Genomic DNA, 24,401 nt, shown 5'->3' with positions numbered 1-24,401 from the left:
TGAGCAATGTTAAATGACTATCTACAACAAGCCACGTCACTTGCAGGGCAAGCGCGTTGGTATGCGCTACAAAATACGGTAGAGCTCAATAACTTAATTCCACCTACGGTCAGTTATCAAAGTGGTGGGCATACCTTGATTATTGGGCCAACGAGCCTCATTGAGCGTTCTGCTCAGCAATTGTCGTCCATGAATTCTCTCACTTTGCTTTCGATTGATGGTGAAGCGGGCGATGCGCCATCACTTTATTATGCCGATTCTGTTGAGATCAGTGGCTATCTTGGTGCTTTTCAGGTTCAAGTCGATAATGATGGGCAGCGAGGTAACTTAGCCCATGTCGCGATTTCGCAAGATCACTTCGATATTGTGCTTGATTTATCATTAAGTGGAGTGATGAATGAAGAAGTCCCTGTACCTGGCTATTTCCCTGTGGGTAGAGGGGAAACCAAACTTGCTGAAGCTTTAGAGACCATTCCGACCTTGATGGGGACTTTTGACAAACCGAAATATTTCCGTCTTGATACTGATTTATGCGCACATAGTTCCCGTGGCGTAAAAGGATGTGAACGTTGTGTCGATGCTTGTCCTGCGGGCGCATTATCAAGTGAGGGATCGCCACAAACAGGGCATCATATACAGATTAACCCTTATCTATGCCAAGGCATTGGGACATGTGCGACGGCGTGTCCAACCGAAGCGATTCACTATGCGTTGCCAAACCCAACGGATACCCAAAAATTTATTGAGCGGTTACTCAAACACTATTTCCAAGCTCAAGGTGAAAAACCGATTGTACTCTTTTGCAGTGAACGCCACGAAAAATACAACCTTATGGCGTTACGAGCGTTACCGGATAATGTGATTCCCGTATTTTTGGAAGAACTTCCTTCGGTGGGAATGGATACTTGGTTTGCCGCATTAGTGAATGGTGCGACTCAAGTCTTGTTCGCGGCCAGCCGGCACATGCCTGAAACGATATTGCGAGTTCTGAATCAAGAAGTCGCATTAGCCCAAACTTTGCTCGAATCATTGGGAATAGCCAAAGAAACCATTGATATTCTTTATTTAGAGTCTTTGCGCGAAAGCGCTCCCACGCTATATGACTTCGATTTTGGATTGCGATTAGGTGATCTTTCGGGAAATAAACGTCAACGCTTATACCAAGCTTTAGATGCATTCGTGGAACTATTACCACAGCCGCCTGAAACCTTACCACTTACTCATTCAGCCCCTTTTGGTCGAATTGAATGTGTAAGTCAAGATTGTACTTTATGTATGAGTTGTGTGGCGGTTTGTCCCACTCGCGCTCTACACCATAGTGGCGACATTCCTTCATTAAATTTTATTGAGCAAGATTGTGTGCAGTGTGGATTATGTGTTTCTGCTTGCCCAGAGAAGGCGTTGACCGCCATACCACGGATTAACTGGGATGCAAAAGAGCGTCAATCTGCTCTGGTTTTACATCAGGAAGAGCCGGCTCGCTGCCTACGTTGTCAAAAGGCTTTTGCTCCGCAGTCGATGATCTCCATGCTACAAGATAAGTTACGCGGTCACTCTCACTTTTCCGATCAAACAGCGATTAACCGAATTGCCATGTGTGAAGACTGCCGAGTGATCGATATTTTTGAATCAATGGCAGAAAACCCTGAGCAACAACTCAATTATTAAGGTCGTGATGATGGAACAAGCAGATGCAATGCGCGCAGAAATTTATCTTCTTTTAGCTTCATTATTTCGCCGTGCCCCTAACCAAGAACAGAAAGCTTTTCTGGCTGAATTAGCGGTTGAAGAGAAGGAGAGTGCAATGAGTCAGGCATGGCAGAATGTGGTCGATGCGGCGCGTCAAGCCAACGTCAATCAATTAGAAGAAGAATACCAGACCGTATTTATTGGTATTGGACGTGGTGAAGTTGTGCCTTTCGCCTCATGGCACATCACTGGATCGTTAATGGAAAAACCACTGGCTGAGCTTCGGCAGCATATGGTTGAACTTGGCTTGTCACGCAATGAAACGGTCAAAGAGCCGGAGGATCATATCTCTGCATTGTGTGAAAGTATGGCCTTGTTAATCACTGAGGCGTCAGAGCAACAACAAGTTTTCTTTCATCGACATATAACCCCTTGGTTTGAAAAGCTAGCGGCACAAATTGCACAGGCTCAGCATGCTCATTTTTATCGCTCGATTGGGGCATTAATGCAGGCTTTTTTCCGCCTAGAACAAACGACAATGACGCCATCGACGATCGCCAGTAAACGCAATACTCACACCATGCGGGTAAAGAATTTAGTAAAGCAATGAGCAGTATAAGATAACGGTCAGCAGACCAGCCCATAGGCACATGACACCTTCGCCACTTAGAACGGGAAAAGGAAGCAAAGAATGAAAAAAGAACAACCGATTAATACCAGCAGACGAGATATGCTTAAAAGTTTGGCCACTGCTACCGTCGCTGGAGGCGTGATTGCCAGTGTTGGACAATCAGCGGTTGCTGCGGAGCCACAGCCTGAAAGTCAGACAAAACTCAAAAAAGGGTATCACGAAACCCAGCATATCCGCGATTATTATGACACTTTATAGGAGAGCGTGATGAAACTCACTAAACGTTCTGAGCAGATAGAAAAGCAGCCCAATACATTAGGACTGAGTCGTCGAGCTTTCATGAAAAATAGCTCACTCGCCGCGGGTGGCGCAGTAGTGGGATCGGCACTTTTTGCACCGGGCATGATCAAAAAAGCCCAAGCAAGCTCGGTTAATCACGATGTAAAAACAGAAATTAAACGAACCATTTGTTCTCATTGCTCTGTGGGTTGTGGGATTTATGCTGAAGTACAAAATGGTGTATGGACTGGGCAAGAACCGGCTTTTGATCACCCTTTTAATGCCGGTGGTCACTGTGCTAAAGGGGCAGCATTGCGTGAACATGGTCATGGTGAAAGACGTTTAAAATACCCAATGAAACTGGAAGGGGGTAAATGGAAACGCCTTTCTTGGGAGCAGGCCATTAATGAAATCGGTGATGAAGTTCTAAAAATTCGTCAGCAATCTGGTCCCGATTCCGTCTATTGGTTAGGCAGTGCTAAGCACAGTAATGAACAAGCTTATCTCTTTAGAAAAATGGCTTCATTATGGGGAACCAATAACGTCGATCACCAAGCGCGTATCTGTCACTCAACGACGGTTGCCGGAGTTGCAAATACTTGGGGCTATGGGGCGATGACTAACTCATTTAACGATATGCACAACAGCAAATCGATCCTCTTTATTGGTTCTAACCCGGCTGAAGCACATCCTGTAGCGATGCAACACATCTTGATCGCTAAAGAAAAAAACAATTGTAAGATTGTGGTGGCCGACCCCCGTCGAACACGCACCGCTGCGAAAGCCGATCACTACGTCTCTCTACGCCCCGGAACCGATGTTGCCTTTATTTGGGGCGTGCTTTGGCACGTATTCAACAATCAATGGGAAGATAAAGAATTTATTCGCCAGCGAGTTTTTGGCATGGATGAAATCCGTCAAGAAGTGGCGAAGTGGAATCCAAAAGAAGTTGAGCGCGTAACCGGGGTGAGTGAAGCGGATGTTTATCAAACCGCGAAATTACTCTCTGAGCATCGTCCTGGTTGTGTGGTTTGGTGCATGGGTGGTACACAACATACTACAGGTAATAACAATACGCGAGCTTACTGTGTACTTGAGTTGGCTTTGGGGAATTTAGGTAAAGCAGGGGGCGGTGCCAATATTTTCCGTGGGCATGATAACGTGCAAGGCGCAACGGATTTGGGTGTCTTAGCCGATTCTCTTCCTGGCTATTACGGTGTGGCTGAAGGCGCTTGGCGTCATTGGGCCAAAGTGTGGGATTTAGATTTTGATTGGATAGCCAATCGATTTGATAATGGCACCTATGGTGGCAGTAAGCCAATGAATACCTTTGGTATTCCAGTTTCTCGCTGGATAGATGGTGTGCTTGAAAATAAAGACAATATTCAGCAAAGAGAAAATATCCGCGCGATGTTCTACTGGGGTCATGCTGTTAACTCTCAAACTCGTGGCGTTGAAATGAAAAAGGCGATGCAAAAGCTGGATATGATGGTAATTGTTGACCCGTATCCAACCGTCGCCGCCGTAATGAATGAACGCAGTGATGGTGTGTATCTACTCCCTGCGACTACACAATTTGAAACTTATGGCAGTGTGACGGCATCAAACCGTTCTATTCAATGGCGAGATCAAGTGATTGAACCTCTATTTGAATCTAAACCTGACCATGAAATTATGTATCTACTCAGTAAGAAATTGGGTTTTGCTGAACAGCTCTTTAAACATATTCATATAGAGAACAATCAACCTTTAATTGAAGATATTACCCGAGAATTCAATAAAGGGATGTGGACCATTGGTTATACCGGTCAAAGTCCAGAGCGTTTAAAAGCTCATCAACAGAACTGGCATACTTTCCATAAAACGACGTTGGAAGCAGAGGGTGGGCCTATTCATGGTGAAACTTATGGTTTACCTTGGCCATGTTGGGGAACACCAGAGCTGAAGCATCCAGGAACACATATTCTTTACGATACCTCCAAGCCAATTGCTCTTGGTGGTGGGACATTCCGCGCCCGTTATGGGGTGGAATTTGAAGGGCAATCATTACTGGCAGAGGACAGCTTTTCTCAAGGTAGTGAGATTGAAGATGGTTATCCAGAATTTAACGACAAACTTCTGAAGCATCTGGGTTGGTGGGATGATCTCACTGATGCTGAAAAAGTGGCCGCAGAAGGTAAAAACTGGAAAACCGACTTGTCTGGCGGTATTCAGCGAGTGGCCATTAAGCATGGATGTATTCCCTTTGGTAATGCAAAAGCTCGCGCCATTGTTTGGACTTTCCCAGATCGCGTGCCGTTGCACCGTGAACCTCTTTATACCCCACGCCGTGATCTGATTGCCGATTACCCAACATGGGATGATAAAGAAGCCATTTTCCGTATGCCAACACTGTATAAATCGATTCAGGCACAAGATCGATCGGTTGAGTATCCTATTATCCTGACTTCTGGTCGTTTGGTTGAATACGAAGGTGGGGGTGAGGAAACCCGCTCTAACCCTTGGCTAGCAGAGCTACAACAAGAAATGTTTGTCGAAGTGAACCCGAAAGATGCCAACGATCTTGGTTTCAAAGATGGGGATATGGTGTGGGTTGAAGGAGCAGAGAAAGGGCGTATTCATGTAAAAGCCATGGTTACTCGTCGGGTAAAACCGGGAATGGCTTTTATTCCTTTCCATTTTGGGGGCAAATTCCAAGGTGAAGATCTGCGTCATAAATATCCAGAAGGTACTGACCCTTATGTGATAGGGGAATCGGCAAACATTGCGACCACGTATGGTTATGATCCGGTAACTCAGATGCAAGAAACCAAAGTGACTCTTTGTAACATTCGCAAAGCGTAAGGAGCGAACAAATGGCTAGAATGAAATTCCTTTGTGATACCAAGCGCTGCATTGAGTGCAATGGCTGTGTCACTGCCTGTAAAAACGAAAACGACGATGCTTTAGAGTGGGGGATTCAACGTCGCCGTGTTGTCACTCTTAACGATGGCGAACCCGGTGAAAACTCTATTTCCGTTGCTTGTATGCACTGTACGGATGCCCCCTGCATGGCAGTTTGTCCTGCCGATTGTTTCGTTCATACGGAAGATGGCATCGTATTGCATAACAAAGATCTTTGTATTGGCTGTGGTTACTGCCTCTTCGCTTGCCCATTCGGAGCACCGCAATTTCCTAAACAAACCGCATTTGGTGAACGCGGAAAAATGGATAAATGTACTTTTTGTGCCGGAGGACCAGAAACCGAACCTGGTTCAGAAGAAGAACGCCGTAAATATGGTGCAAACCGTATTGCGGAAGGGAAATTACCAATGTGTGCTTCTCTATGTTCAACCAAAGCGTTACTTGCTGGGGATGCACAAAAAGTCTCAGATATTTTCCGCCAACGTGTTGTTGAACGTGGAGCAAAAGAGGCCGGTTGGACAGATGGTGAAGATCTTGCCTTTGATGCGACAAGGAGCTAATGGGCTATGCGACACGGGATATTGCGAGCCACACATTTAGTGCTACCTTTTTTGGTAGCCTTACTGAGCCTCTTTTCTTTGCCTTCCTTGGCGAAAGAGGGGGATCAATCCGAAGTGGCGCAAAGAGAGATGACTCAGTTAGCAGGGGCAGATTACTGGCGACAAGTTCGGCAAGGGCAAGAAGGATATACGACTTCTACATCCCCTGAACATGGGGTTTTGATCAGTACGCCGGGAGAAACGTGGTTTGTTCTAAAAGAAAAATGGATGTCACCAGCCGGAGCGATCGCCATTTTTGGTAGTCTCGCTATGGTAGTGATGGCCTATTGGCTGTTGGGGCCATTAATGCTCAGTCAATCAAGGACCGGGAGAAAGCTTACCCGCTGGTCTCGATTAGATCGAGCCTTGCATTGGTGTATGGCCTTTACTTTTCTGACACTGGCATTTAGCGGCTTAATGCTTGTTTATGGCAAACATTTTCTCAAACCTTACATTCCAACGGATTGGTGGGGAATGGTGATTTATTCAGCAAAACAATACCATAACTACATTGGGCCACTGTTCTTCATTTTGTTAATTTTTATTCTCCTGAAGTGGTGGAGAAAATCGCTGTTTAACAAAGTGGACATTCAATGGTTCCTGAAATTAGGGGGAATGGCGGGAAAATATAAAGGAACACACCCTTCCGCTGGCTTTTCTAATGGTGGTGAAAAAGCCATTTACTGGTTACTGATTGTTTTTGGGACATTTGCTGCCATCAGTGGGCTTATTTTAGATTTTCCCATTTTTGGTCAAACTCGTCGTGATATGGAATTATCAAATTTGATCCATATGTTTTCTGCGCTGATTCTAATTTGTGGGTTTATCTTCCATATCTATATAGGATTATTTGGCATGGAAGGGGCGCTTGAAGGAATGGTGACCGGAAAAGTCGATGAGACATGGGCAAAAGAACACCATGATTTATGGTATGAAGAGATGAAGGCACAAGGCAAGATTGAATCTGTTGATGGTACCGTGATTGATCATACAAAAAGCCAGCAAAAACCAGAAGGAGACAGCGATGTTACCCGCCAATAAAAATAAGTCGGTATGGTTCGTTTACATCGCCAGCCTATTCACTCCGGTCACTTGTTTATTATCTGGTGTGATTGGCATTATCTATGCGGGTTACCGACTTGATAAAAACCTAGATGGTGAGGTCGCTAATTCTCACTATTATGGTTTAATTCGAACTTTCTTTCTCTTCTTAACTTTTTTTGTGGTGTTGATTGTAACCGTTGCAACAGCAAATGGTGTGATCATGGGTGTGAATCGTTATTGGTTTAGCAACACTTGGTTAGCAGCTATTGGCCATGCAATTCCCTATATCGGTGCATTCATGGCTGTAGGAGCCATCACTCTTTGGATTTTACGGATGCTACAAGGCATGAAGCAACTTCAAGCCAACGTCCCTCATCAGCCATCAAAAGGACCAAACCTATAGTTAAGCCGTGATAAATGGCATAGATTTTGGGTAACGACCTTGTTGAAACACCCAGCTTGTCTGGGTGTTTTCACTCATAAACGTGATACGTGTAGAGAGAAGTTCGACTATTGTCTAACCCTGAAAACTAGGGTGACGTGTTTATCAATGTTAAGCTAGTGCTAATGTAGCGAACAGAAGGAATATGGTATGAATTTTCCCTGTCAAAATATTGTCGTACTAACGGGTGCGGGAATTTCTGCCGAATCAGGTATCCAAACATTCCGCGCTCAAGATGGTTTATGGGAGAATCATCGAATTGAAGATGTTGCGACACCAGAAGGATTTGAACGTGATCCTGAACGAGTGCAAGCCTTTTATAATCAGCGCCGTCAGAAATTGCAGTCTGAGGCGATATTCCCCAATGCGGCACATATTGCGTTAGGAGAGCTAGAACAGAAGCTTCATGGTCAAGTCACTATTATTACTCAGAATATCGATAACCTTCATGAGCGAGGAGGGAGTCACAATATTATTCACATGCATGGTGAACTATTAAAAGCTCGCTGTAGTGTTTCTAACCAAGTGGTGGAACAGAAAGAAGATTTAAAAACAGGAGATTTGTGCCACTGCTGCCAAATCCCACATCAATTACGCCCACACATTGTTTGGTTTGGTGAAATGCCGCTGCGTATGGGGGATATCTATAGTGCCTTAGAGCAAGCTGACCTATTTATTTCCATTGGAACCTCTGGCGTTGTCTATCCTGCCGCAGGATTCGTGCATGACGCAAAAATGCATGGTGCTCATACTATAGAAATTAACCTTGAACCCAGTGCTGTCGAAAGCGAATTTGCAGAAAAACGTTATGGCAAAGCCAGTGTAGAAGTCCCTCGCTTAGTTCAAGAATTATTAGCCTTACAAACTGTAACCTAAACTTGCTTAAGTTCACCGCCGTTATTTTCGATAACTTATTAGGAATGGGTTACCTACTGATAGGTTGCTTTTAAATGGTGGAAATGACGTATTCAGTAATAAAAAACAGCGATTGTGATATCGCTGTTTTTTTATTTTCTTCTAAGACCTATTATTTATTTTACTTTTAGGCGTTGGAAGTATTCGTCGTAAAGAACACTGGCTTCACCGACTTCGTCTTGCCATTCACCACTATCCATGACCGACTGAGGTGGGAAGATGCTGGGATCGTTAGCAAAGTCTTCAGGTAAGAGCTTATGAGCGGTTCTTACAGGTGTTGGATAGCCAATTTCTAACGCAATTTTTGCTGCATTTTCTGGGCGCAATAAGAAATCGATCATTTTATGGGCAGCTTCAACGTTTTTTGCACCCGCAGGAATGGCGAGGCTATCCATCCAGAAAATAGCGCCTTTTTCAGGCCAAATGATATCAATAGACGCACCTTCCTGACGAGCCATATAAGCGGAGCCGTTCCATAACATTCCCAGAGAAACTTCTCCGGCTAAGAATGGGTTCGCGGGAAAATCTGAGTTAAACACTAATACGTTTGGCATTAATTTGGTTAACTCGTGGTAAGCCGCCTCAATTTCTTTTGGATCTGTTGTGTTAGGCGAGTAGCCCAATTTACTCAGTGCAATATGGAAAACTTCACGAGAGTCATCCATTAACATCAATTGACCTTCCCACTTCGCATCCCATAAATCAGCCCAGTTTTTAATCGAGCTTTTGTCTAACATGTCAGAATTAATACCGATGCCCGTTGCACCCCAAATATAGGGAATGGAGTAGTTATTATCAGGGTCAAATGGCTTATTTAAAAAGTTAGAGTCTAAATCGGCAAAATGACTCAGTTTAGATTTGTCGATATGACGTAACATTCCTTCTTTGCGCATTTTAGAAACAAAGTAGGTAGAAGGGACAACTAAGTCATAACCTGAGCCTTGTGTTTTTAATTTTGCATACATGCTCTCATTTGATTCATAGGTCGAATAGATGACTTTGATTCCCGTCTCTTTGCTAAAGTTCTCCAGAACTTCATTAGGAATATATTCAGACCAGTTGTAGAAATAGAGTTCAGTGTCGCTAGCCATTACTGAGGAGGTGAATAGCGCAGCTGCGCATAAAGCGCCAGCATACAGTTTACTTTTCTTCATTACAGTTCCGTATTCTTTGTAGCAAGAGCCTAAATAAGGCAAAAGGTTAAGCTAATCAGCGGGTAAGTATAGCAGATCACAAAAAAATAGGCAGCTTATGCTGCCTATTTATCAATAACGTTTAGCTTATTGACCCGCTTTTAGTTTCATGAAGTAATCTTCATACTTCACGGTTTTATCTCCAACGGCGGCTTGCCATTCAACACGATCTAAATCTTCTTGTGAAGGGAAGAGGGGTTCAATGTCTTTAAATTTAGCATTGGATTGGGCAACTCCGGTGAGGTATCCCGTATCACGAGAGATCTGTTCTGCAATCTCTGGGCGCAACAAGAAATCGATCATTTTATGGGCAGCAGCGACATTTTTTGCACCAGAAGCTATCGCAAAGTTATCTACCCAACCAATACCGCCTTCTTTAGGGAAGACAAGCTTAATCGGTAACCCTTCTTTTTGTGCTGCAGCTGCAGAGCCATTCCACAACATACCTAGGCCAACTTCGCCAGAGAGGTAAGGAGCAGCTGGGTTATCCGAGTTGAAAACCAACACATTTGGCATCAGTTTACGCAATTCCGCATAAGCTTCGTCGATCTGTTTATCATCCGTGGTGTTCCCTGAGTACCCGAGTTTGCGTAGTGCGATATGGAAAACTTCACGAGTATCATCCATCAACATCAGTTGGCTAGCTAACTCCGGCTTCCACAAATCGCCCCAACTTTGAAAGTCATTGGGATCATACATGTCAGTGTTAACCGCAAGGCCGGTAATAGCCACAACATGAGGAATCGAGTAATCGTTGTTTGGATCGTAAGGCTTATTTAGATAGTTAGCATCTAAGTTGGCAAAGTTGTTTAGCTTTGATTTATCGATCTTCTGTAGCATTCCTTCATCGCGCATTTTTGACACAAAATAGGTAGAAGGGACAACAAGATCATAGCCTTGGTTATGGGTTTTTAGCTTGGCATACAAAGTCTCATTAGATTCATAAGTTGAATAGATAACTTTAATGCCTGTTTCTTTGGTAAATTGTTCCAGAATGCCACTGTTAATGTATGGCCCCCAGTTCATAAATACCAATTCCTCATCCTGCGCGACAGCTGTATGTGATAACAGAGAGAGCGCACATGCACTACCAGCTAATAAAGTAGCCCATTTTTTCATTGACGTTAGCTCCAAACCAAACGTTGCCCGTTAAGGGCGTTGTATAGAAAAACAGAATGACCATTGCCATTCTGTTCCGTGTTATATCATCCTGTCAATATTACTTCACTTTTTCCCTTGCTAACAACTGTGATGTGATAACAAGTAACAAAGAAACTACTAACATCACAGTAGCAAGTGCATTGACTTCCGGTGAAATCCCAACCCGAACCATAGAATAAATCTTCAGTGGCAGAATTTCATAGGTAGGGCCTGTCACAAATGAACTAATAATCACGTCATCTAAAGATAGGGTAAAGCTCAATAGCCAACCAGCCGCAACAGCAGGCTTAGCTAAAGGAAGAATGATTTTTTTCAAAATAACCCATTCACTGGCCCCTAAATCTTTGGCGGCCTCTAACATTTTCACATCAAAGCCGTTAAGTCGGCTGTAAACGGTAACAACCACAAACGGCAAACAAAACGTGATATGAGCAATTAAAAGCGTGAAAAAGCCAAGTTGTGCCCCTAACACTAAAAAGAGGGCTAATAGGGAAATAGCCATAACGATGTCAGGCGACATCATCACCACAAACAGCATACCATTAACCATTTTTTTACCTTTAAATTGGTAACGAAATAAAGCAACGGCGGTTAAACTTCCGATAACGGTAGCTGCGGTGGCGGAAAATACGGCCACATTAATAGAATGCCAAGCGGCTTGCATCAAACTATCATTATTAACTAAAGCGTGATACCACTTGGTTGTAAACCCACCCCAACGAATACCGAATCGGTTATCGTTAAAAGAGTTAACGATTAGCACTATGATAGGGAGGTATAAAAAAAGATATACCAAGCTCATAAAGCTAAATCTAACTGTTCTTCCCATTAGTCTAGCTCCACTTTTCTATTCAATAATTTTCCAGCGCGGTAGTAGGCGTATAGCATGATGGCCATAGCCATGGTTAAGGCAATACTGGTCGCGGCACCAAATGGCCAATCTCGAGCATTCAAGACTTGGCTCTTTATGACGTTACCGATCAACAAGTTTTTCGCGCCACCAAGAAGGTCCGCAATGTAGAACATTCCTAAAGCAGGGAGAAGAACCAGTAAACAGCCACCGATAATGCCAGGCATGGTCAGAGGTAACACGACCTTGACAAGGGTTTGTAACTTATTAGCCCCTAAATCCCGAGCAGCTTCAATATAAGTGTTATCAAGTTTTTCGATAGCAGAATAAAGAGGCAAGATCATAAATGGCAATAAGATATAAACAAGACCAATCATGACTGCGGTTTCTGTATACATAATACGCAGTGGCGCATCAATGACGCCAATTCCAAGTAGTAACTTGTTTAAAATACCCTGTGTACCTAATACAACTTTTAACCCATAAGTACGAATTAATGAGTTAGTCCAGAAAGGAACAATGATCAGAAACAGCATGATAGGACGCCACTTTTCAGGCATTTTCGCTACGATATAAGCAAAAGGGTAGCCAATGACTAAGCACAACAGTGTTGCCACTATCGCCATATAAAACGAGTGCAGCATCACTTTTGCATAGAGAGGATCCATCAAGCGTAAATAGTTTTCAAAGGTGAAAGTAAAATCAATCAGATTTGATTCATCACGAGTCAGAAAACTGGTTGCAATAATCATTAGGTTAGGGACAAGGACAAACAGAGTCAGCCAGCCAACAATTAAAGCAATAATCGCATTTTGCAGATTAATCTTGTTGCTCATCATTGAGGACTACCTCCCAGCTTTCAACCCAAGTAATAGCGACTTTTTGGCCGATAGAGTGGTCTACGTCCGGATCATCTTCGTTAAAGAATTCACTGACCAACACACGCATACCAGAATCGAGCTCAACGATGGACTCAAGTGTCATCCCTTTATAGGTGCGGTCGGTAACGTGGCCGACAATACCTCGGGTTTCTGATTCTTTAATCTCTTCGATACGGAGATCTTCTGGGCGAAGAAGAACTTGCAACTTATCGCCTTTTTCTACGGTTTGATCGTAATAAACAATGGCAGGAACACCATCGATATCCACTTGTATCCGTTTGTCATCAATACGCTCTTGCATATCTGCATTGAACACGTTGATTTCACCAATAAAACGAGCCACAAAGAGGTTTTTAGGCTCTTCATAAATCTCACGAGGTGAGCCATCTTGTTCAATGATTCCATCACGCATCACAATAATGCGATCTGACATAGATAAAGCTTCTTCTTGATCGTGCGTAACGAAAATAAAGGTAATGCCTAACTGGCGTTGCAACTGCTTAAGTTCGATTTGCATCTGCTTACGCAGTTTATAATCAAGCGCAGATAAGGATTCATCGAGAAGCAATACTTTCGGTTTGTTTACCACAGCTCGAGCAATGGCAATACGTTGTTGCTGTCCACCAGATAACTGATGAGGCTTACGCTGTGCCATTTGCTCTAAACGTACCATACGCAGTGCTTCCATCACTCGTGGCTCGATATCCGCATTGGGGACTTTTTGCATACGTAAACCAAAGGCTACGTTTTCGAACACCGTCATATGAGGAAATAGAGCATAACTTTGGAAAACCGTATTAACATGCCTCTGTTCTGCAGGAACTTGAGTAACATCTTGACTATCAAGTAAGATCTGACCTTCATCGACGGTTTCAAAACCAGCGATCATGCGTAATACGGTGGTTTTACCACACCCTGATGGGCCAAGAATGGTTAAGAATTCACCGTGATTCACATCTAAATTCAGGTGAGAGATAATCTCTTTTCCATCAAAGCTTTTGCTAATGCCAGATAGACGAATAACTGGCTTTCCTACCGAGTGTTGTTTGTTCAACGTCTGTTTTTCTCCCACTTGTAATCGTTATACCCTTATCCTACTCCTTATCCTGTTGAATGCATCATGGATGTATTCACAGTAGAAAGTGAGTAAGCAGTGTATTGGAGTGTGATATAAAGTAATTTTAGTGATACAACCAAAATGATGATGACGACCAAAATTGTAAAATTGAGCCTTCAATAAGCAACTTGGTTATGCTCTCTTAAAGGGCGCATCATAATTACCATAAACTCTGAAATCAAAGTATTTTCACCTCTTGAAACAGAAAATTTTTTGCTTAGAAATAGTGATGATCGATAACATCGTTATTTTACTAAGATTTAACGAGTTAAAATGGTTAATTATTAACCATCCAGACCGTAAAGCAAGCTGAGTTTGGCATTGAGATTTTAGACTGAGCCGTATTTCAGTATAATGACCAGATATTTTTTCATTTTGGTGTGTTCGCGTTTCGACCAGCCAACCTAGGGCAAACTATGAGCAATAATTTCGAAAAAGATTTCAATTTAGGAGGAACGGTTGATCAAGCCCTCTCGGGCCAATATCAACTAAAAGTAGGGGAGGTATTAAAGGAAGCCTGGGATTGTACGCTCAAGCATTTCTTATCTTTCTCTCCCGCGATTGTCATGCTAATCATTGTTCAGGTGGTGATTTTCTTTATTGCACTGAAATTAATGATTGGTGATCCATCCATCATTCTAACAGTTTTAGATCAAAAAGAGGGTTTCCCACAGTCAATCGTACAGGGGATTCTGATCGCTAACTTTAGTTATGAAGTGGTTAGTGCCCCCATTTATGCTGGGGTGAGTTTAATGGCGATGAGTCATACTGCTGGCCTAAAAACCAAAACCAGCCAGATTACCAAAGGGCTACAATTTACCATTCCCGTCATCATGGCAACGTTGCTTAGCTTACTACTGCAAGGCATTGCTGGAATGATCTTTCCCCTTTTATCCATGTATTTTTCGTTGGCATTTAGTAATGTGATTCTTCTTATTTGCGAAAAACGTGTTCCGCCGATTCAATCGTTATGGATTTCATTACGAGCCGTAAATAGAAAACTACTTCCGTTGGCCGGTATTTATGCCTTACTGATGTTAATGTTTGTGGCTGCCGTTTTATTTTATGGCATTGGTCTTATTTTTGTATTGCCTTTCTTTTTTCATATCAAAGGCATTATTTACCGAAACATGTTTGGGATTCGTTTGAAAATCATCACCACACAAAAGCCAAATAACAACGGTAATTCTGATTCACAGGTGTTTAATGCGTAAAATTACTCTTATTTCTATTGCTGTACTTTTTTCTGCCAGTTGTGGTGTTTATGTTTATCAAAAACTGTTGGATAGCCCCGAAAGTGGATTAGAAGGTAAAGCGATCTCTGGCGCACCCGATTTCCGTGCAATCACTGATATTCCAGAAAAAAAACACGCATTCTTTTCTTATTTAAAACCGGGTATTGCTTTTGAAAATGCTCGGATTTTAAAAGAAAGAGAGCAAATTATGCTGCTACAAAAAAACTTCACTGACGGAAAATTTTCTTCTAAAGATCGTACACAAGCAACGCAGTTCGGCGATCAGTATGGTGTGACATGGGAAGATGAGCGGGCGAAAGAATGGTTTAAATCCATACTCCATCGGGTGGATATATTACCGGAAGCGCTTGTATTAACTCAAGCGGCGAATGAATCGGCTTGGGGAACCTCGCGCTTTGCTCGGGAGGCAAATAATTATTTTGGTCAATGGTGTTATTCTCAAGGCTGTGGCCTCGTTCCTTTGGCTCGTAGCGAAGGTATGAATCATGAGGTAGCAAAATTTACCTCAGTACAAGAATCTATCCATCGCTATTTTATGAATGTAAACCGTAATGCTGCGTATCACGATCTCAGAGAGATTCGTTTCCAGTTACGTCACCATGATGCTGATCTTTTCAGTGTTGAAAGTGCGGTAGCGTTGAGTAATGGCTTACTGAAATATTCGGAACGTGGTGAAGATTATGTGCACGATTTACAAACGATGATGCGTCATAACCAACCTTATTGGCAGAGTGAATAAACATGAGACTACCGACGACACTTCTATTAAGTTGCCTATCATTGGGAGCCTCGCTTCCTACGCAAGCACAAGAGTACATGTTTACCTATTCAAAGCTGTTTTCTCAGTTAAAATACAACACAAAGGAACAGTATTCGGATGTGAAAGTCGGTATTTTTTTTGTTAATGCCGAAAATAAGCAGCTTTGTCCGATTGAAAAAGCATGGATGGAAAAAGAAGCACATTATGAGTTATTGCCTTCAAATAAAATCCATGAACTATTACTTCCTCTCGATAACCATTTACGCCAAGCTAATCCATTAGTTTTTGTTGATACACCGAATGATCAACCTTGTGATTTCTCGGTCGTCGTACTGAGTAAAAAACCATTAAAAGGGCTAATTTCTTACCAAGAAATTGAACAACTTTTGCCTCAAATGCAGAGCTTATTACAAGAGCTAGGTGGAATGTTTGCTCGTTGGTTTACACCTCAAGTTGCCGGTGTAACATTAGAGTTTGCTAAAGAAGCACAAGGGAGGGTGGAATTGAGCCGAGGAGAATGGTTACCTATTATCGATGGTAAAGTTCAAATTACGCTTGAGCAGATAGGTGAAGATGGTTGGATTCGATTACCGATAGCTACCCAGCGTGTACTACCTTTTTTACCTAAAGCTGGTCGGTAACAAAAGGCTGCATAACTTTATGCAGCCTTACATTCACAACAACCCAATTTATAGGTTAGTCACATTAAGCATTAAGCTTGGGTCAAACTCTGCCACAATATCTTCATCATCTAAGCTTGGCTGAGGAAGAGGCTCTTTATCAAAACCAATATCCCCCCCATTAATCACACCAGAGTCACGGTTTATTGATTTAAAATCAAAAAGCTCGAAGTCGGCTAAATGGCTTGGAACAACATTCTGCATCGCTCTAAACATGGTTTCAATCCGACCTGGAAATTGTTTATCCCAACCATTGAGCATCTGTTTAATATTTTGTCGTTGTAAGTTTGGTTGAGATCCACACAAGTTACACGGAATAATTGGGTAGCCACGCATATCAGCATATTTAATGATGTCTTTTTCTCGACAATAAGCGAGGGGACGAATGACAACATGCTCACCATTATCGGAGACCAATTTCGGCGGCATACCTTTCATTTTTCCACCATAAAACATATTTAAAAATAGAGTTTCAAGAATATCGTCTCGGTGATGTCCGAGCGCAATTTTCGTTGCTCCTAATGCTTTTGCTGTGCGATATAAAATACCACGACGTAAACGAGAACAGAGTGAACAGGTGGTTTTACCTTCTGGAATTTTATCTTGCACAATTGAATAGGTGTCTTCTTCAATAATTTTATATTCAACACCTAAGCTTGCAAGATATTCAGGAAGAATGTGCTCTGGGAATCCGGGCTGTTTTTGGTCTAAATTGACAGCAACCAATGAAAAAGAAACTGGGGCACTTTTTTGCAAACTCATCAAAATATCCAACATGGTAAAGCTATCTTTACCACCGGACAAACACACCATGATCCGATCGCCATCTTCAATCATGTTAAAGTCAGCAATTGCTTGGCCTGTATTACGACGAATACGCTTTTGCAATTTATTAAAATTGTAGTGTTGGGCTTTCGTTAATGCTTGAGTCTGCTCTGTCATTAGCTTGCGGTCTTTAATCTTCAAAACAAAATGAAGTGCGTATGATACGGATATATGCTGGAGATGCTAGTAGTTCGCTTAAATAAAAACGCCCGAAGATCATGCTTGGGGCGTTATTGATGATAAACACCAGAGCGCAATTAGCTTGCTATTTTTGGATCAAGCGGGCTGATGTAGCCTTTGGGTTTAAGTGCTAAAACATCACAATTGATTTTATCAATAACTTGTTCCGCCGTATTACCAATAAAGACGGCTGATAGGCCAGTTCGCCCTGTCGTACCTAAAATAACCATCGCAGCATTCAGTTTTTCAGCCGCTGCTGGGATTACATCTTCTGGTAACCCTTGTTGAACCACGGTTTGTTCTTCAGTTAACCCATGCTTTTGTCGCAATGCTTTCATTGCTGTGAGATGGTGGCCTCGCACTGCATCGGTATAAGTCGTTGGATCAAACTCAGGCAGTTCAATTGTGATATTGGCAGGTGTGACTGGATAAGCATTCACTAAGTAAGGTGCCGCTCCGAGCCGAGAGGTTAGACACAGTAATTGCTCTACCATGATATCGTTTAATTCAAGATGTGTTTCAACTTCAGACCCCACATGGACAGAGGCAAGAATGTTGGCGTTTTCAGGCCAGTCAGCATTTTTCACCAATAAAACAGGAGTCGGGCATTTACGCAACAAGTGCCAATCGGTAGGAGTAAAAATGACTGATTCTAAAATATCGTGCTTACGTGTTCCTTTAATGAGGATATCGTGTTCACCAGAGAACACTTCCGCAATGATCGCTTCATAGGGACGATTATGCCAAACAACTTTTACACAAAATTCGATGGAAGAGTCCACATAAGCCTCTGCCACTTTCTTCATCCATTTTTCACGTTGATGAATGACACCTCGTCGCATAGCATCTCGTTCATCAATAGAAAGCATTGAAGTCATGTCATAAGAAAAGTCATAAATCGACATAAAGAACGTGATTTGGCTAGGTGAGCGACTCTTAGCTGCTAGTTGGACCGCTCGTGCAAGTGCGGGTTGCTCATCGTGATTAATATCTGCAACCACTAATATTTTGTTGTAGATGCTCATAACAGACTCCTTGTTTGTGGAGGAGATTGAAGACTTACCAACCTTAGAGTTACTTTAGCGCAGTTAGAGCAAGAGTTTTAGCGAATAAGGGAAGATTTTGGGGAAAAGTATGATGTAGCTCATTAATGAGCTACATCATTGAACTTATTTAGATTCTTTTGACACTCCCGCCAGTTGCATGAGTGCATCATGATCTAAAATAGTGATGTATTTGCCTTTTACGCTCAAAATTTCAGATTTTTGGAAGCGACCTAATAGGCGGCTGATGGTTTCAACGGTTAAACCTAAGTAGTTACCAATATCACCACGAGTCATCGTTAAACGAAACTCACGGGGGCTGAAACCACGTTGAGAAAAACGAGTCGATAAATTATACAGAAAAGCCGCTAAACGTTCTTCCGCATTCTTTTTAGAAAGCAGGAGAATCATCTCTTGGTCACCTTTAATTTCGTTACTCATTAGACGCATAATTTGCTGGCGCAATTTAGGCATTTTACCTGATAAATCATCAAGAATTTCGTAAGGAATCTCACAGACCATTGACGTTTCTAGCGCTTGTGCAAAACTGGGGTGGGAGTCCTCGGTAATGGCATCAAAACCGACCAAATCACCGGCGAGATGAAAGGCTGTGATTTGTTCATCGCCCTGCTCAGTAATGGTATAGCTCTTAATGGTTCCTGAACGTATTGCATAAAGAGAGCGAAGATCGTCGCCTGCTTTAAATAGTTCTTGTCCCTTTTGAATGGGCTTTTTACGCTCAATAATTTGATCAAGCTGGTCTAACTCTGACTCGTTTAATGTAAACGGAATACAAAGCTGACTAATGCTACAGTCTTGGCAGTGAATCGCACAACCACCAGATTGAATACGCTTTGCAGCAGGCTTATCAGAAATCATAACAACCTTTCACTAAATTGATATACATCAAGATTCTAACATCCATTAACTCTAAAGGATAGTCTAAAAGTCACGGCCATCTCTCTCTTAAGTGAGGGCGATTAATATTTCAACAGCACCATAAGCAGTGTAACCGCCGTACACCATAATGGAAATAGCGGCTAATTGGCGAAAATATTTATCTTGTTGGAGCCGTTTTAATTTAGCGGCACCTGCGCCTATCAGTAGCATGGCAGGGAGCGTTCCCATGCCAAATGATCCCATAATCAAAGCCCCTGAAAGGGCACTACCGGAAACCGCCGCCCAAGTCAGTATTGAATAGACCAGGCCACAAGGTAGCCACCCCCAAATAAAACCAAAGGGAATTGCTTGCCAACGGTGCTTTAGCGGTAAAAATTGATGACCTAATGGTGAAAGGTATTGCCACAGTTTTTTCCCTATCGCTTCAAGCTTCAGTAGTCCAAACCACCAACGGCCAATATAAAGACCAAGGACAACCATAAAAATGGCTGCTAATAAACGTAACCAAATAAGGGATTCATTTAAACTGGCTAGCTGGGTAATTGATGCAGTAACTCCGCCAATCAGCGCACCAAAAATCATATAGCTGATAATTCGGCCAATATTATAAAGAAGGAGGGTATGATAAATGGGAATCGAAGAGGAGTGCCCCATGGTTAATAATGAACTTAGTCCCCCACACATGGCCATACAGTGCCCAGCACCGAGCAGGCCAATAACAAATGCTCCAATAAAATCCGGAGTAATCATCATTGATTTTCCGAATATTCGTTAGGCTCTTCTGCTTTTGAATCGGTTGACTCCTTGTGTTTAGGGGTATCTTCCTCAAACAAAATGTTATGTCCTTGACGTTCTAGATCTTCAAACTGATCATGTTTGACTGCCCAGATAAAAATCGCGCAAGCAAGTGCGGTAAATAAAATAGCCGCGGGAACTAATAGAAAAAAACTATCCATGGAACTTTAATAACCTCATCGAATTCGCAATCACGACAACCGAGCTAACAGACATCCCCAAAGAGGCAATATAAGGGGGAACATAACCCATAATGGCTAGAGGTAGAATGAGTAGGTTGTAAAATAGGGAAAACCATAAGTTTTCTTTGATGATTTTTCGCGTTTTAAAAGCAAGTTCTCGAGCTTTAAGTACATTACTGAGTTTATCATTCAATAAAACCATATCTGAAGAGGCTTTTGCTACATCTGTTCCACCTCCCATTGCTACCGAAAGATGCGCACCGGCCAAGATAGGGGCATCGTTGATGCCATCACCAATCATTAATGTGATGTTATCATCCGGTAGGGAGTGTAGATAGCTTAATTTCTGCTCTGGGGATACATTAGCAATGACCTGTTCAATACCCATTTCATCCGCTACTCGTTGAGCGTTAAGTTGATTGTCACCAGATAACAGTGTTAAGCGAATGCCTGATTTTTTAAATTCTGTAACCATCGCTAAACTGTCACGGCGTATTGGATCTTGATAATAAAAAGAAGCAATCAACTGCCCATCACCACTGAGATAAATACAATCGGGGTCTTGTGATATGGAATTTGGTTTAGCTAAAGCAAAAGAAGCTGAACCTAAACGAATAGATACCCCCTGATAACGACCTTGCAGGCCACTACCTATCACATTTTCCACTTGTTCAACTAAATGATGAGGATCAGAAAAAGAAGCAAAAGCTTTGGCTAAAGGATGATTGGCATGCTGCTCTAAACTAGCGGCAATCGCTTGGCATTGTTGTGAGGTAAAACGTAAATCATGTACTTGTGTACGATATATTTCGATACGGCCTTCCGTTAACGTACCCGTTTTATCCATAATAAAATGGTTAACACAACAAAGCGTTTCAAAAACATGTCCTTTACGCAGTAAAATACCAAAATGACTTAATCGAGACGTTGCACAAGTAATGGCGGTTGGCGTCGCTAAGGCTAGGGCACATGGGCAGGTTGCCACTAATACCGAAAGCATGATCCAAAAAGCATCGTCAGGATGGTAGAAATGCCAGAATAGCCAAGTGCTTGCGCCAATAACTAAAGTCGCTATCACAAAGTAACGTGAAACAATATCTGCAATTTCGGCAATTCTTGGTTTACTCATTTGAGCATTATCTTGCATACGCACAATATGAGAGATCATAGAATCGGTTTTATTTTTGGTTACCTGCATCTCAAAAGATTCATCACCATTTAAGGTGCCAGCAAAAACTGCATCACCCACAGTTTTTGCGACGGGAACAGATTCACCTGTCAACATGGACTCATCTACATAAATTTGTCCTAAAAGAACGTGTCCATCAGCAGGGATACTTTCTCCCGGTAGAACTCTCAGCAAGTCACCCACTTTGAGTTGCCTTACGGGAACTTGTGTTCCATCAGATAAGGTTGCAAAAGTTGGAACGAGTTTGAGGAGGTTAGCACTATGAGCTGAGGCTTCACGACGAGCCTTCATCTCAAAATATCGTCCAAGCAATAAGAAGAAAGCAAACATAGTTACCGCTTCATAAAACACTTCACCCGAACGATTAACCGTTGCCACAATACTTGCGACATAAGCCATGATCATAGCAATGGAAACGGGAACATCCATACTTGGTGCCCGAGCCTTAATACTCCGCCATGCATTTTCGTAAAATGGCCATGCTGAATAGAGCATGACAGGAGTGGCAAAGAATAGGCTAACAATCCGAAAATAATGTTTGAAGGCTTCATCAAGATCAGAAAATACTTCTAAATAGAGTGCGATGGCAACCATCATCACCTGCATTGAGGCAATACCGGCTATACCAATACGATAAAGATATTGCCTTGAAGCTCGATGATACGCTTGTTCTTGATCATCTTGTTCAAAAGGAGAGGCTTTATAACCTAAACGTTGTAGCTGAGTGATAATTCTACTTAGTTTTGTTTTCGTAGGATCCCAAACAAGTCTAGCTCTGTGGGTAAGTGTATTTACACTGACCTCTGTAATCCCTGACTGCTGAAGCATATGCTTTTCAATTAGCCAAGCACAGGCTGCACAAGAAACACCTTCAAGGCTTAGTGTGACTTCATTGTGCTGATCATGTTTAAAGACGAACTCTTCTTGAACTTGCTCATCATCATAATGTATCAAGTTTTTTATGGATTCAGGAACAAGATCAAGCTTTTCTGCTGTCGTTTGGCGATATTGATAATAGGAAACAAGTCCACTGTCTACAATCGTCTGAGCGATCGCCTGACACCCCGGACAACACATTTCTCGCTGTTCACCTAAAATCGTTACCGTAAATTGGGTATCGCCTGGGACCTCTTCACCACAGTGATAACACGCTTTATTCATAAGTTTAATTCATTAATGGCGTTGAGGAAGTAATAGGAAAATTTACCCTTCCTTGAATTAACCATTCATTGTCATAAGGCGATAACTCTAAAAACCATGGACCAGAAAGTGCCTCTTCTAATTTTATTCGATAATGACCTTGAAAATCGGCTGTGACTAACTGAGTAAAGTCTCGATCTGGAAGAGTTCGATGAGCAAACATAATCTGTAGAGCAGGGTAATGAGCTAAAGACCCTTTTTTTAACTCAATCACGATATCACTTCCCTCAGAAAGAACCGCCGCCTGAAGATGATAACGCTTAGCTTCGTTAATCTTTGATAAGTCAACATTAATGCCTTTGCCTTTTTTATAGTAATCCTCTGTAACGAGGGAAACAGCGTTCTGATGAAAAATAAAGACAACGACTAAGGTTCCAATGACCACAATGGAGGGTAATATAATTAAAAACCAGGGCCAGAACTGTTTATACCAAGATTGTTCCATAAGAATATTCTCTACAACAAAAGATAGAACATACAACAGATAGAGAATCAGCCCCTTTTTTTGTAAGGGGCTGTATTGAAGCGCTATTCCATTGTGTCTGAATTGCTCAAACTCCATACGTAGGCGGCAACAAGCTGCACTTTGTCTTCTCCTAATATGTCTAACCATGCGGGCATAACACCCGAGCGGCCATGCATAACGGTTTCCGTTACATCCGCTCGCGAACCACCAAATAACCAGTATTGGTCGGTTAAATCAGGCGCACCAACCGCAGGGTTTCCTTTGCCATCAGTACCATGACATGCCGCACAAACCACAAACCGAGTTTTTCCTGCTTCAGCTTCTCGGGCATTTACCGAACGACCAGAAAGGCTCAGAGTATAGCTGACAACTTCTTTAACCCCTTGTTCTCCTAGCGCCTCTTTCCAACTTGGCATTTCACCTATTCGCCCATGACGAATTGTGGTAATAATAGCCTCGGGTTCACCACCGTACAGCCATGCCTCATCCGTTAAGTTAGGAAACCCTTTTTGCCCTCGAGCATCAGAGCCATGGCATTGAGCACAGTTTTGCAAAAAGAGGCGTTGTCCGACATTTAACGCATCTGAATCTGCCGCAATATCGGGTAGTGGCCGTAGATCTGTCCCTCCACTTTGGTAGGCAAGTTTTTTAAACTCCTCACCAAAATAACTTTGCGCATCATCTAACTCTTTAGCGTATTGAACCAAGGCTCGATTTTTCTGTGCGGCTTCAATAGAAGCCTTAGAGGCAGTTAATGAACGTACCGTTTGGTCTGAACTTTGCCAACCCAGCAACCCTTTAAAGTTACCCAAACCTGGGTAAAGAGCGAGATAAATAGCGGCAAATACAAACGTTCCAATAAATAAATATGTCCACCATTTAGGTAACGGATTATTTATTTCTCGGATGCCATCATATTCATGGCCCATATCTTTGCCTTCTTCTACACCCGTTTTGTCTTTTACACACCAAACGAGTAGAGCAGCACAGCCAAGCAGGGTTCCGACTGTGATGACGATAATCCAAAGACTCCAAAATGTCGTCATGACTTAGTCTCTCCTTGTTTTGTCGAAGAAGAAAGCTCTTCATCAAAGATGAGATTGGCCGCTTCATCAAAACGTGCTTTACGCTTCTTCCCGTATGCCCACCACACAACACCGATAAAGCAAACAAACAGTACTATGGTCCAAATACTGTGAATCGTACCTATATCCATAAAT

General features: G+C 42.4%; 25 protein-coding genes. 11 read left to right on the top strand and 14 right to left on the bottom strand.

Annotated features, from left to right (window positions below; all coding sequences use genetic code 11):
* Positions 1 to 6 precede the first annotated feature (6 nt).
* The 8 genes from EXA13_RS02415 to cobB all read left to right on the top strand — a co-directional run bounded on the left by EXA13_RS02415 (position 7) and on the right by cobB (position 8,464).
* Positions 7 to 1,668 carry a 4Fe-4S binding protein gene (locus EXA13_RS02415; RefSeq protein ID WP_238131698.1) on the top strand — a complete coding sequence of 554 codons (1,662 nt, stop codon included), beginning with the start codon at positions 7 to 9 and terminating at the stop codon, positions 1,666 to 1,668.
* 7 nt (positions 1,669 to 1,675) lie between these two features.
* Positions 1,676 to 2,299: a TorD/DmsD family molecular chaperone gene (locus EXA13_RS02410; protein ID WP_238131697.1), complete on the top strand. Its 624-nt coding sequence runs from the start codon at positions 1,676 to 1,678 to the stop codon at positions 2,297 to 2,299.
* 81 nt (positions 2,300 to 2,380) lie between these two features.
* Complete coding sequence (locus EXA13_RS02405; protein WP_238131696.1) at positions 2,381 to 2,578, top strand: twin-arginine translocation signal domain-containing protein; 198 nt, start codon at positions 2,381 to 2,383, stop codon at positions 2,576 to 2,578.
* Between the two features lie 9 nt (positions 2,579 to 2,587).
* Entirely contained in the window at positions 2,588 to 5,443 is a 2,856-nt protein-coding gene (locus tag EXA13_RS02400; protein ID WP_238131695.1) for a formate dehydrogenase subunit alpha, read from the top strand.
* A gap of 11 nt (positions 5,444 to 5,454) precedes the next feature.
* Complete coding sequence (gene fdh3B / locus EXA13_RS02395) at positions 5,455 to 6,063, top strand: formate dehydrogenase FDH3 subunit beta (protein ID WP_238131694.1); 609 nt, start codon at positions 5,455 to 5,457, stop codon at positions 6,061 to 6,063.
* 6 nt (positions 6,064 to 6,069) lie between these two features.
* Entirely contained in the window at positions 6,070 to 7,143 is a 1,074-nt protein-coding gene (locus EXA13_RS02390; RefSeq protein WP_238131693.1) for a formate dehydrogenase subunit gamma, read from the top strand.
* Positions 7,127 to 7,549 (top strand): hypothetical protein, encoded by a 423-nt coding sequence (locus EXA13_RS02385; protein ID WP_238131692.1) that lies wholly within the window; start codon positions 7,127 to 7,129, stop codon positions 7,547 to 7,549. Before EXA13_RS02390 ends, EXA13_RS02385 begins: the two co-directional genes overlap by 17 nt.
* Before the next feature lie 189 nt (positions 7,550 to 7,738).
* Complete coding sequence (gene cobB / locus EXA13_RS02380; protein WP_238131691.1) at positions 7,739 to 8,464, top strand: Sir2 family NAD+-dependent deacetylase; 726 nt, start codon at positions 7,739 to 7,741, stop codon at positions 8,462 to 8,464.
* A 155-nt stretch (positions 8,465 to 8,619) separates the two neighbouring features.
* Here cobB and EXA13_RS02375 read toward each other — a convergent pair whose 3' ends face one another.
* The 5 genes from EXA13_RS02375 to potA form a co-directional block, all read right to left on the bottom strand.
* A complete protein-coding gene (locus EXA13_RS02375; protein ID WP_238131690.1) occupies positions 8,620 to 9,657 on the bottom strand; it encodes an extracellular solute-binding protein in 1,038 nt (345 codons plus the stop codon).
* A gap of 126 nt (positions 9,658 to 9,783) precedes the next feature.
* The gene (locus tag EXA13_RS02370) at positions 9,784 to 10,815 is read right to left on the bottom strand and encodes an extracellular solute-binding protein (RefSeq protein WP_238131689.1); all 1,032 of its coding nucleotides are present in this window, start codon (positions 10,813 to 10,815) and stop codon (positions 9,784 to 9,786) included.
* 100 nt (positions 10,816 to 10,915) lie between these two features.
* On the bottom strand, positions 10,916 to 11,686 hold the full coding sequence (gene potC, locus EXA13_RS02365; protein ID WP_238131688.1) for a spermidine/putrescine ABC transporter permease PotC: 771 nt from the start codon (positions 11,684 to 11,686) through the stop codon (positions 10,916 to 10,918).
* Positions 11,686 to 12,543: a spermidine/putrescine ABC transporter permease PotB gene (gene potB, locus EXA13_RS02360; RefSeq protein ID WP_238131820.1), complete on the bottom strand. Its 858-nt coding sequence runs from the start codon at positions 12,541 to 12,543 to the stop codon at positions 11,686 to 11,688. The genes potC and potB overlap by 1 nt, the downstream gene beginning before the upstream one ends.
* Complete coding sequence (potA, locus tag EXA13_RS02355; RefSeq protein WP_238131687.1) at positions 12,527 to 13,660, bottom strand: spermidine/putrescine ABC transporter ATP-binding protein PotA; 1,134 nt, start codon at positions 13,658 to 13,660, stop codon at positions 12,527 to 12,529. The genes potB and potA overlap by 17 nt, the downstream gene beginning before the upstream one ends.
* Before the next feature lie 461 nt (positions 13,661 to 14,121).
* On the opposite strand from potA, the gene EXA13_RS02350 reads away from it, so the two are divergent.
* From EXA13_RS02350 to EXA13_RS02340, 3 genes are read left to right on the top strand one after another with little or no spacing between them, the layout of a single operon-like run.
* Positions 14,122 to 14,919, top strand: a complete 798-nt coding sequence (locus EXA13_RS02350) for a hypothetical protein (RefSeq protein WP_238131686.1) — start codon at positions 14,122 to 14,124, stop codon at positions 14,917 to 14,919.
* Positions 14,912 to 15,700 (top strand): glucosaminidase domain-containing protein, encoded by a 789-nt coding sequence (locus EXA13_RS02345; RefSeq protein WP_269136837.1) that lies wholly within the window; start codon positions 14,912 to 14,914, stop codon positions 15,698 to 15,700. Before EXA13_RS02350 ends, EXA13_RS02345 begins: the two co-directional genes overlap by 8 nt.
* A gap of 2 nt (positions 15,701 to 15,702) precedes the next feature.
* Positions 15,703 to 16,362, top strand: a complete 660-nt coding sequence (locus EXA13_RS02340; protein ID WP_238131685.1) for a DUF2987 domain-containing protein — start codon at positions 15,703 to 15,705, stop codon at positions 16,360 to 16,362.
* A gap of 48 nt (positions 16,363 to 16,410) precedes the next feature.
* On the opposite strand, the gene ttcA is transcribed toward EXA13_RS02340, so the two are convergent.
* From ttcA to EXA13_RS02295, 9 genes are all read right to left on the bottom strand, one after another.
* The gene (gene ttcA / locus EXA13_RS02335; RefSeq protein WP_238131684.1) at positions 16,411 to 17,343 is read right to left on the bottom strand and encodes a tRNA 2-thiocytidine(32) synthetase TtcA; all 933 of its coding nucleotides are present in this window, start codon (positions 17,341 to 17,343) and stop codon (positions 16,411 to 16,413) included.
* A gap of 140 nt (positions 17,344 to 17,483) precedes the next feature.
* Positions 17,484 to 18,431, bottom strand: coding sequence for a universal stress protein UspE (uspE, locus tag EXA13_RS02330; RefSeq protein ID WP_238131683.1), 948 nt, complete (start codon positions 18,429 to 18,431; stop codon positions 17,484 to 17,486).
* A 144-nt stretch (positions 18,432 to 18,575) separates the two neighbouring features.
* Positions 18,576 to 19,328: an FNR family transcription factor gene (locus EXA13_RS02325; protein ID WP_238131682.1), complete on the bottom strand. Its 753-nt coding sequence runs from the start codon at positions 19,326 to 19,328 to the stop codon at positions 18,576 to 18,578.
* Positions 19,329 to 19,415: 87 nt separating this feature from the next.
* Positions 19,416 to 20,096, bottom strand: a complete 681-nt coding sequence (locus EXA13_RS02320) for a sulfite exporter TauE/SafE family protein (protein ID WP_238131818.1) — start codon at positions 20,094 to 20,096, stop codon at positions 19,416 to 19,418.
* 2 nt (positions 20,097 to 20,098) lie between these two features.
* Complete coding sequence (gene ccoS, locus EXA13_RS02315; protein ID WP_238131681.1) at positions 20,099 to 20,305, bottom strand: cbb3-type cytochrome oxidase assembly protein CcoS; 207 nt, start codon at positions 20,303 to 20,305, stop codon at positions 20,099 to 20,101.
* Positions 20,298 to 22,676, bottom strand: a complete 2,379-nt coding sequence (locus EXA13_RS02310; RefSeq protein WP_238131680.1) for a heavy metal translocating P-type ATPase — start codon at positions 22,674 to 22,676, stop codon at positions 20,298 to 20,300. Before EXA13_RS02310 ends, ccoS begins: the two co-directional genes overlap by 8 nt.
* 4 nt (positions 22,677 to 22,680) lie before the next feature.
* The gene (locus EXA13_RS02305; protein WP_238131679.1) at positions 22,681 to 23,160 is read right to left on the bottom strand and encodes a FixH family protein; all 480 of its coding nucleotides are present in this window, start codon (positions 23,158 to 23,160) and stop codon (positions 22,681 to 22,683) included.
* A gap of 83 nt (positions 23,161 to 23,243) precedes the next feature.
* Positions 23,244 to 24,227 carry a cytochrome-c oxidase, cbb3-type subunit III gene (gene ccoP, locus EXA13_RS02300; RefSeq protein WP_238131678.1) on the bottom strand — a complete coding sequence of 328 codons (984 nt, stop codon included), beginning with the start codon at positions 24,225 to 24,227 and terminating at the stop codon, positions 23,244 to 23,246.
* Complete coding sequence (locus EXA13_RS02295; RefSeq protein ID WP_238131677.1) at positions 24,224 to 24,397, bottom strand: cbb3-type cytochrome oxidase subunit 3; 174 nt, start codon at positions 24,395 to 24,397, stop codon at positions 24,224 to 24,226. The genes ccoP and EXA13_RS02295 overlap by 4 nt, the downstream gene beginning before the upstream one ends.
* Positions 24,398 to 24,401 lie beyond the last annotated feature (4 nt).

This window comes from Vibrio cincinnatiensis (assembly GCF_022113815.1).
GTDB classification, from domain to species: domain Bacteria; phylum Pseudomonadota; class Gammaproteobacteria; order Enterobacterales; family Vibrionaceae; genus Vibrio; species Vibrio cincinnatiensis_A.
Note: the sequence above shows the minus strand (reverse complement) of the source record. Positions and strands in the feature narration are given on the sequence as shown.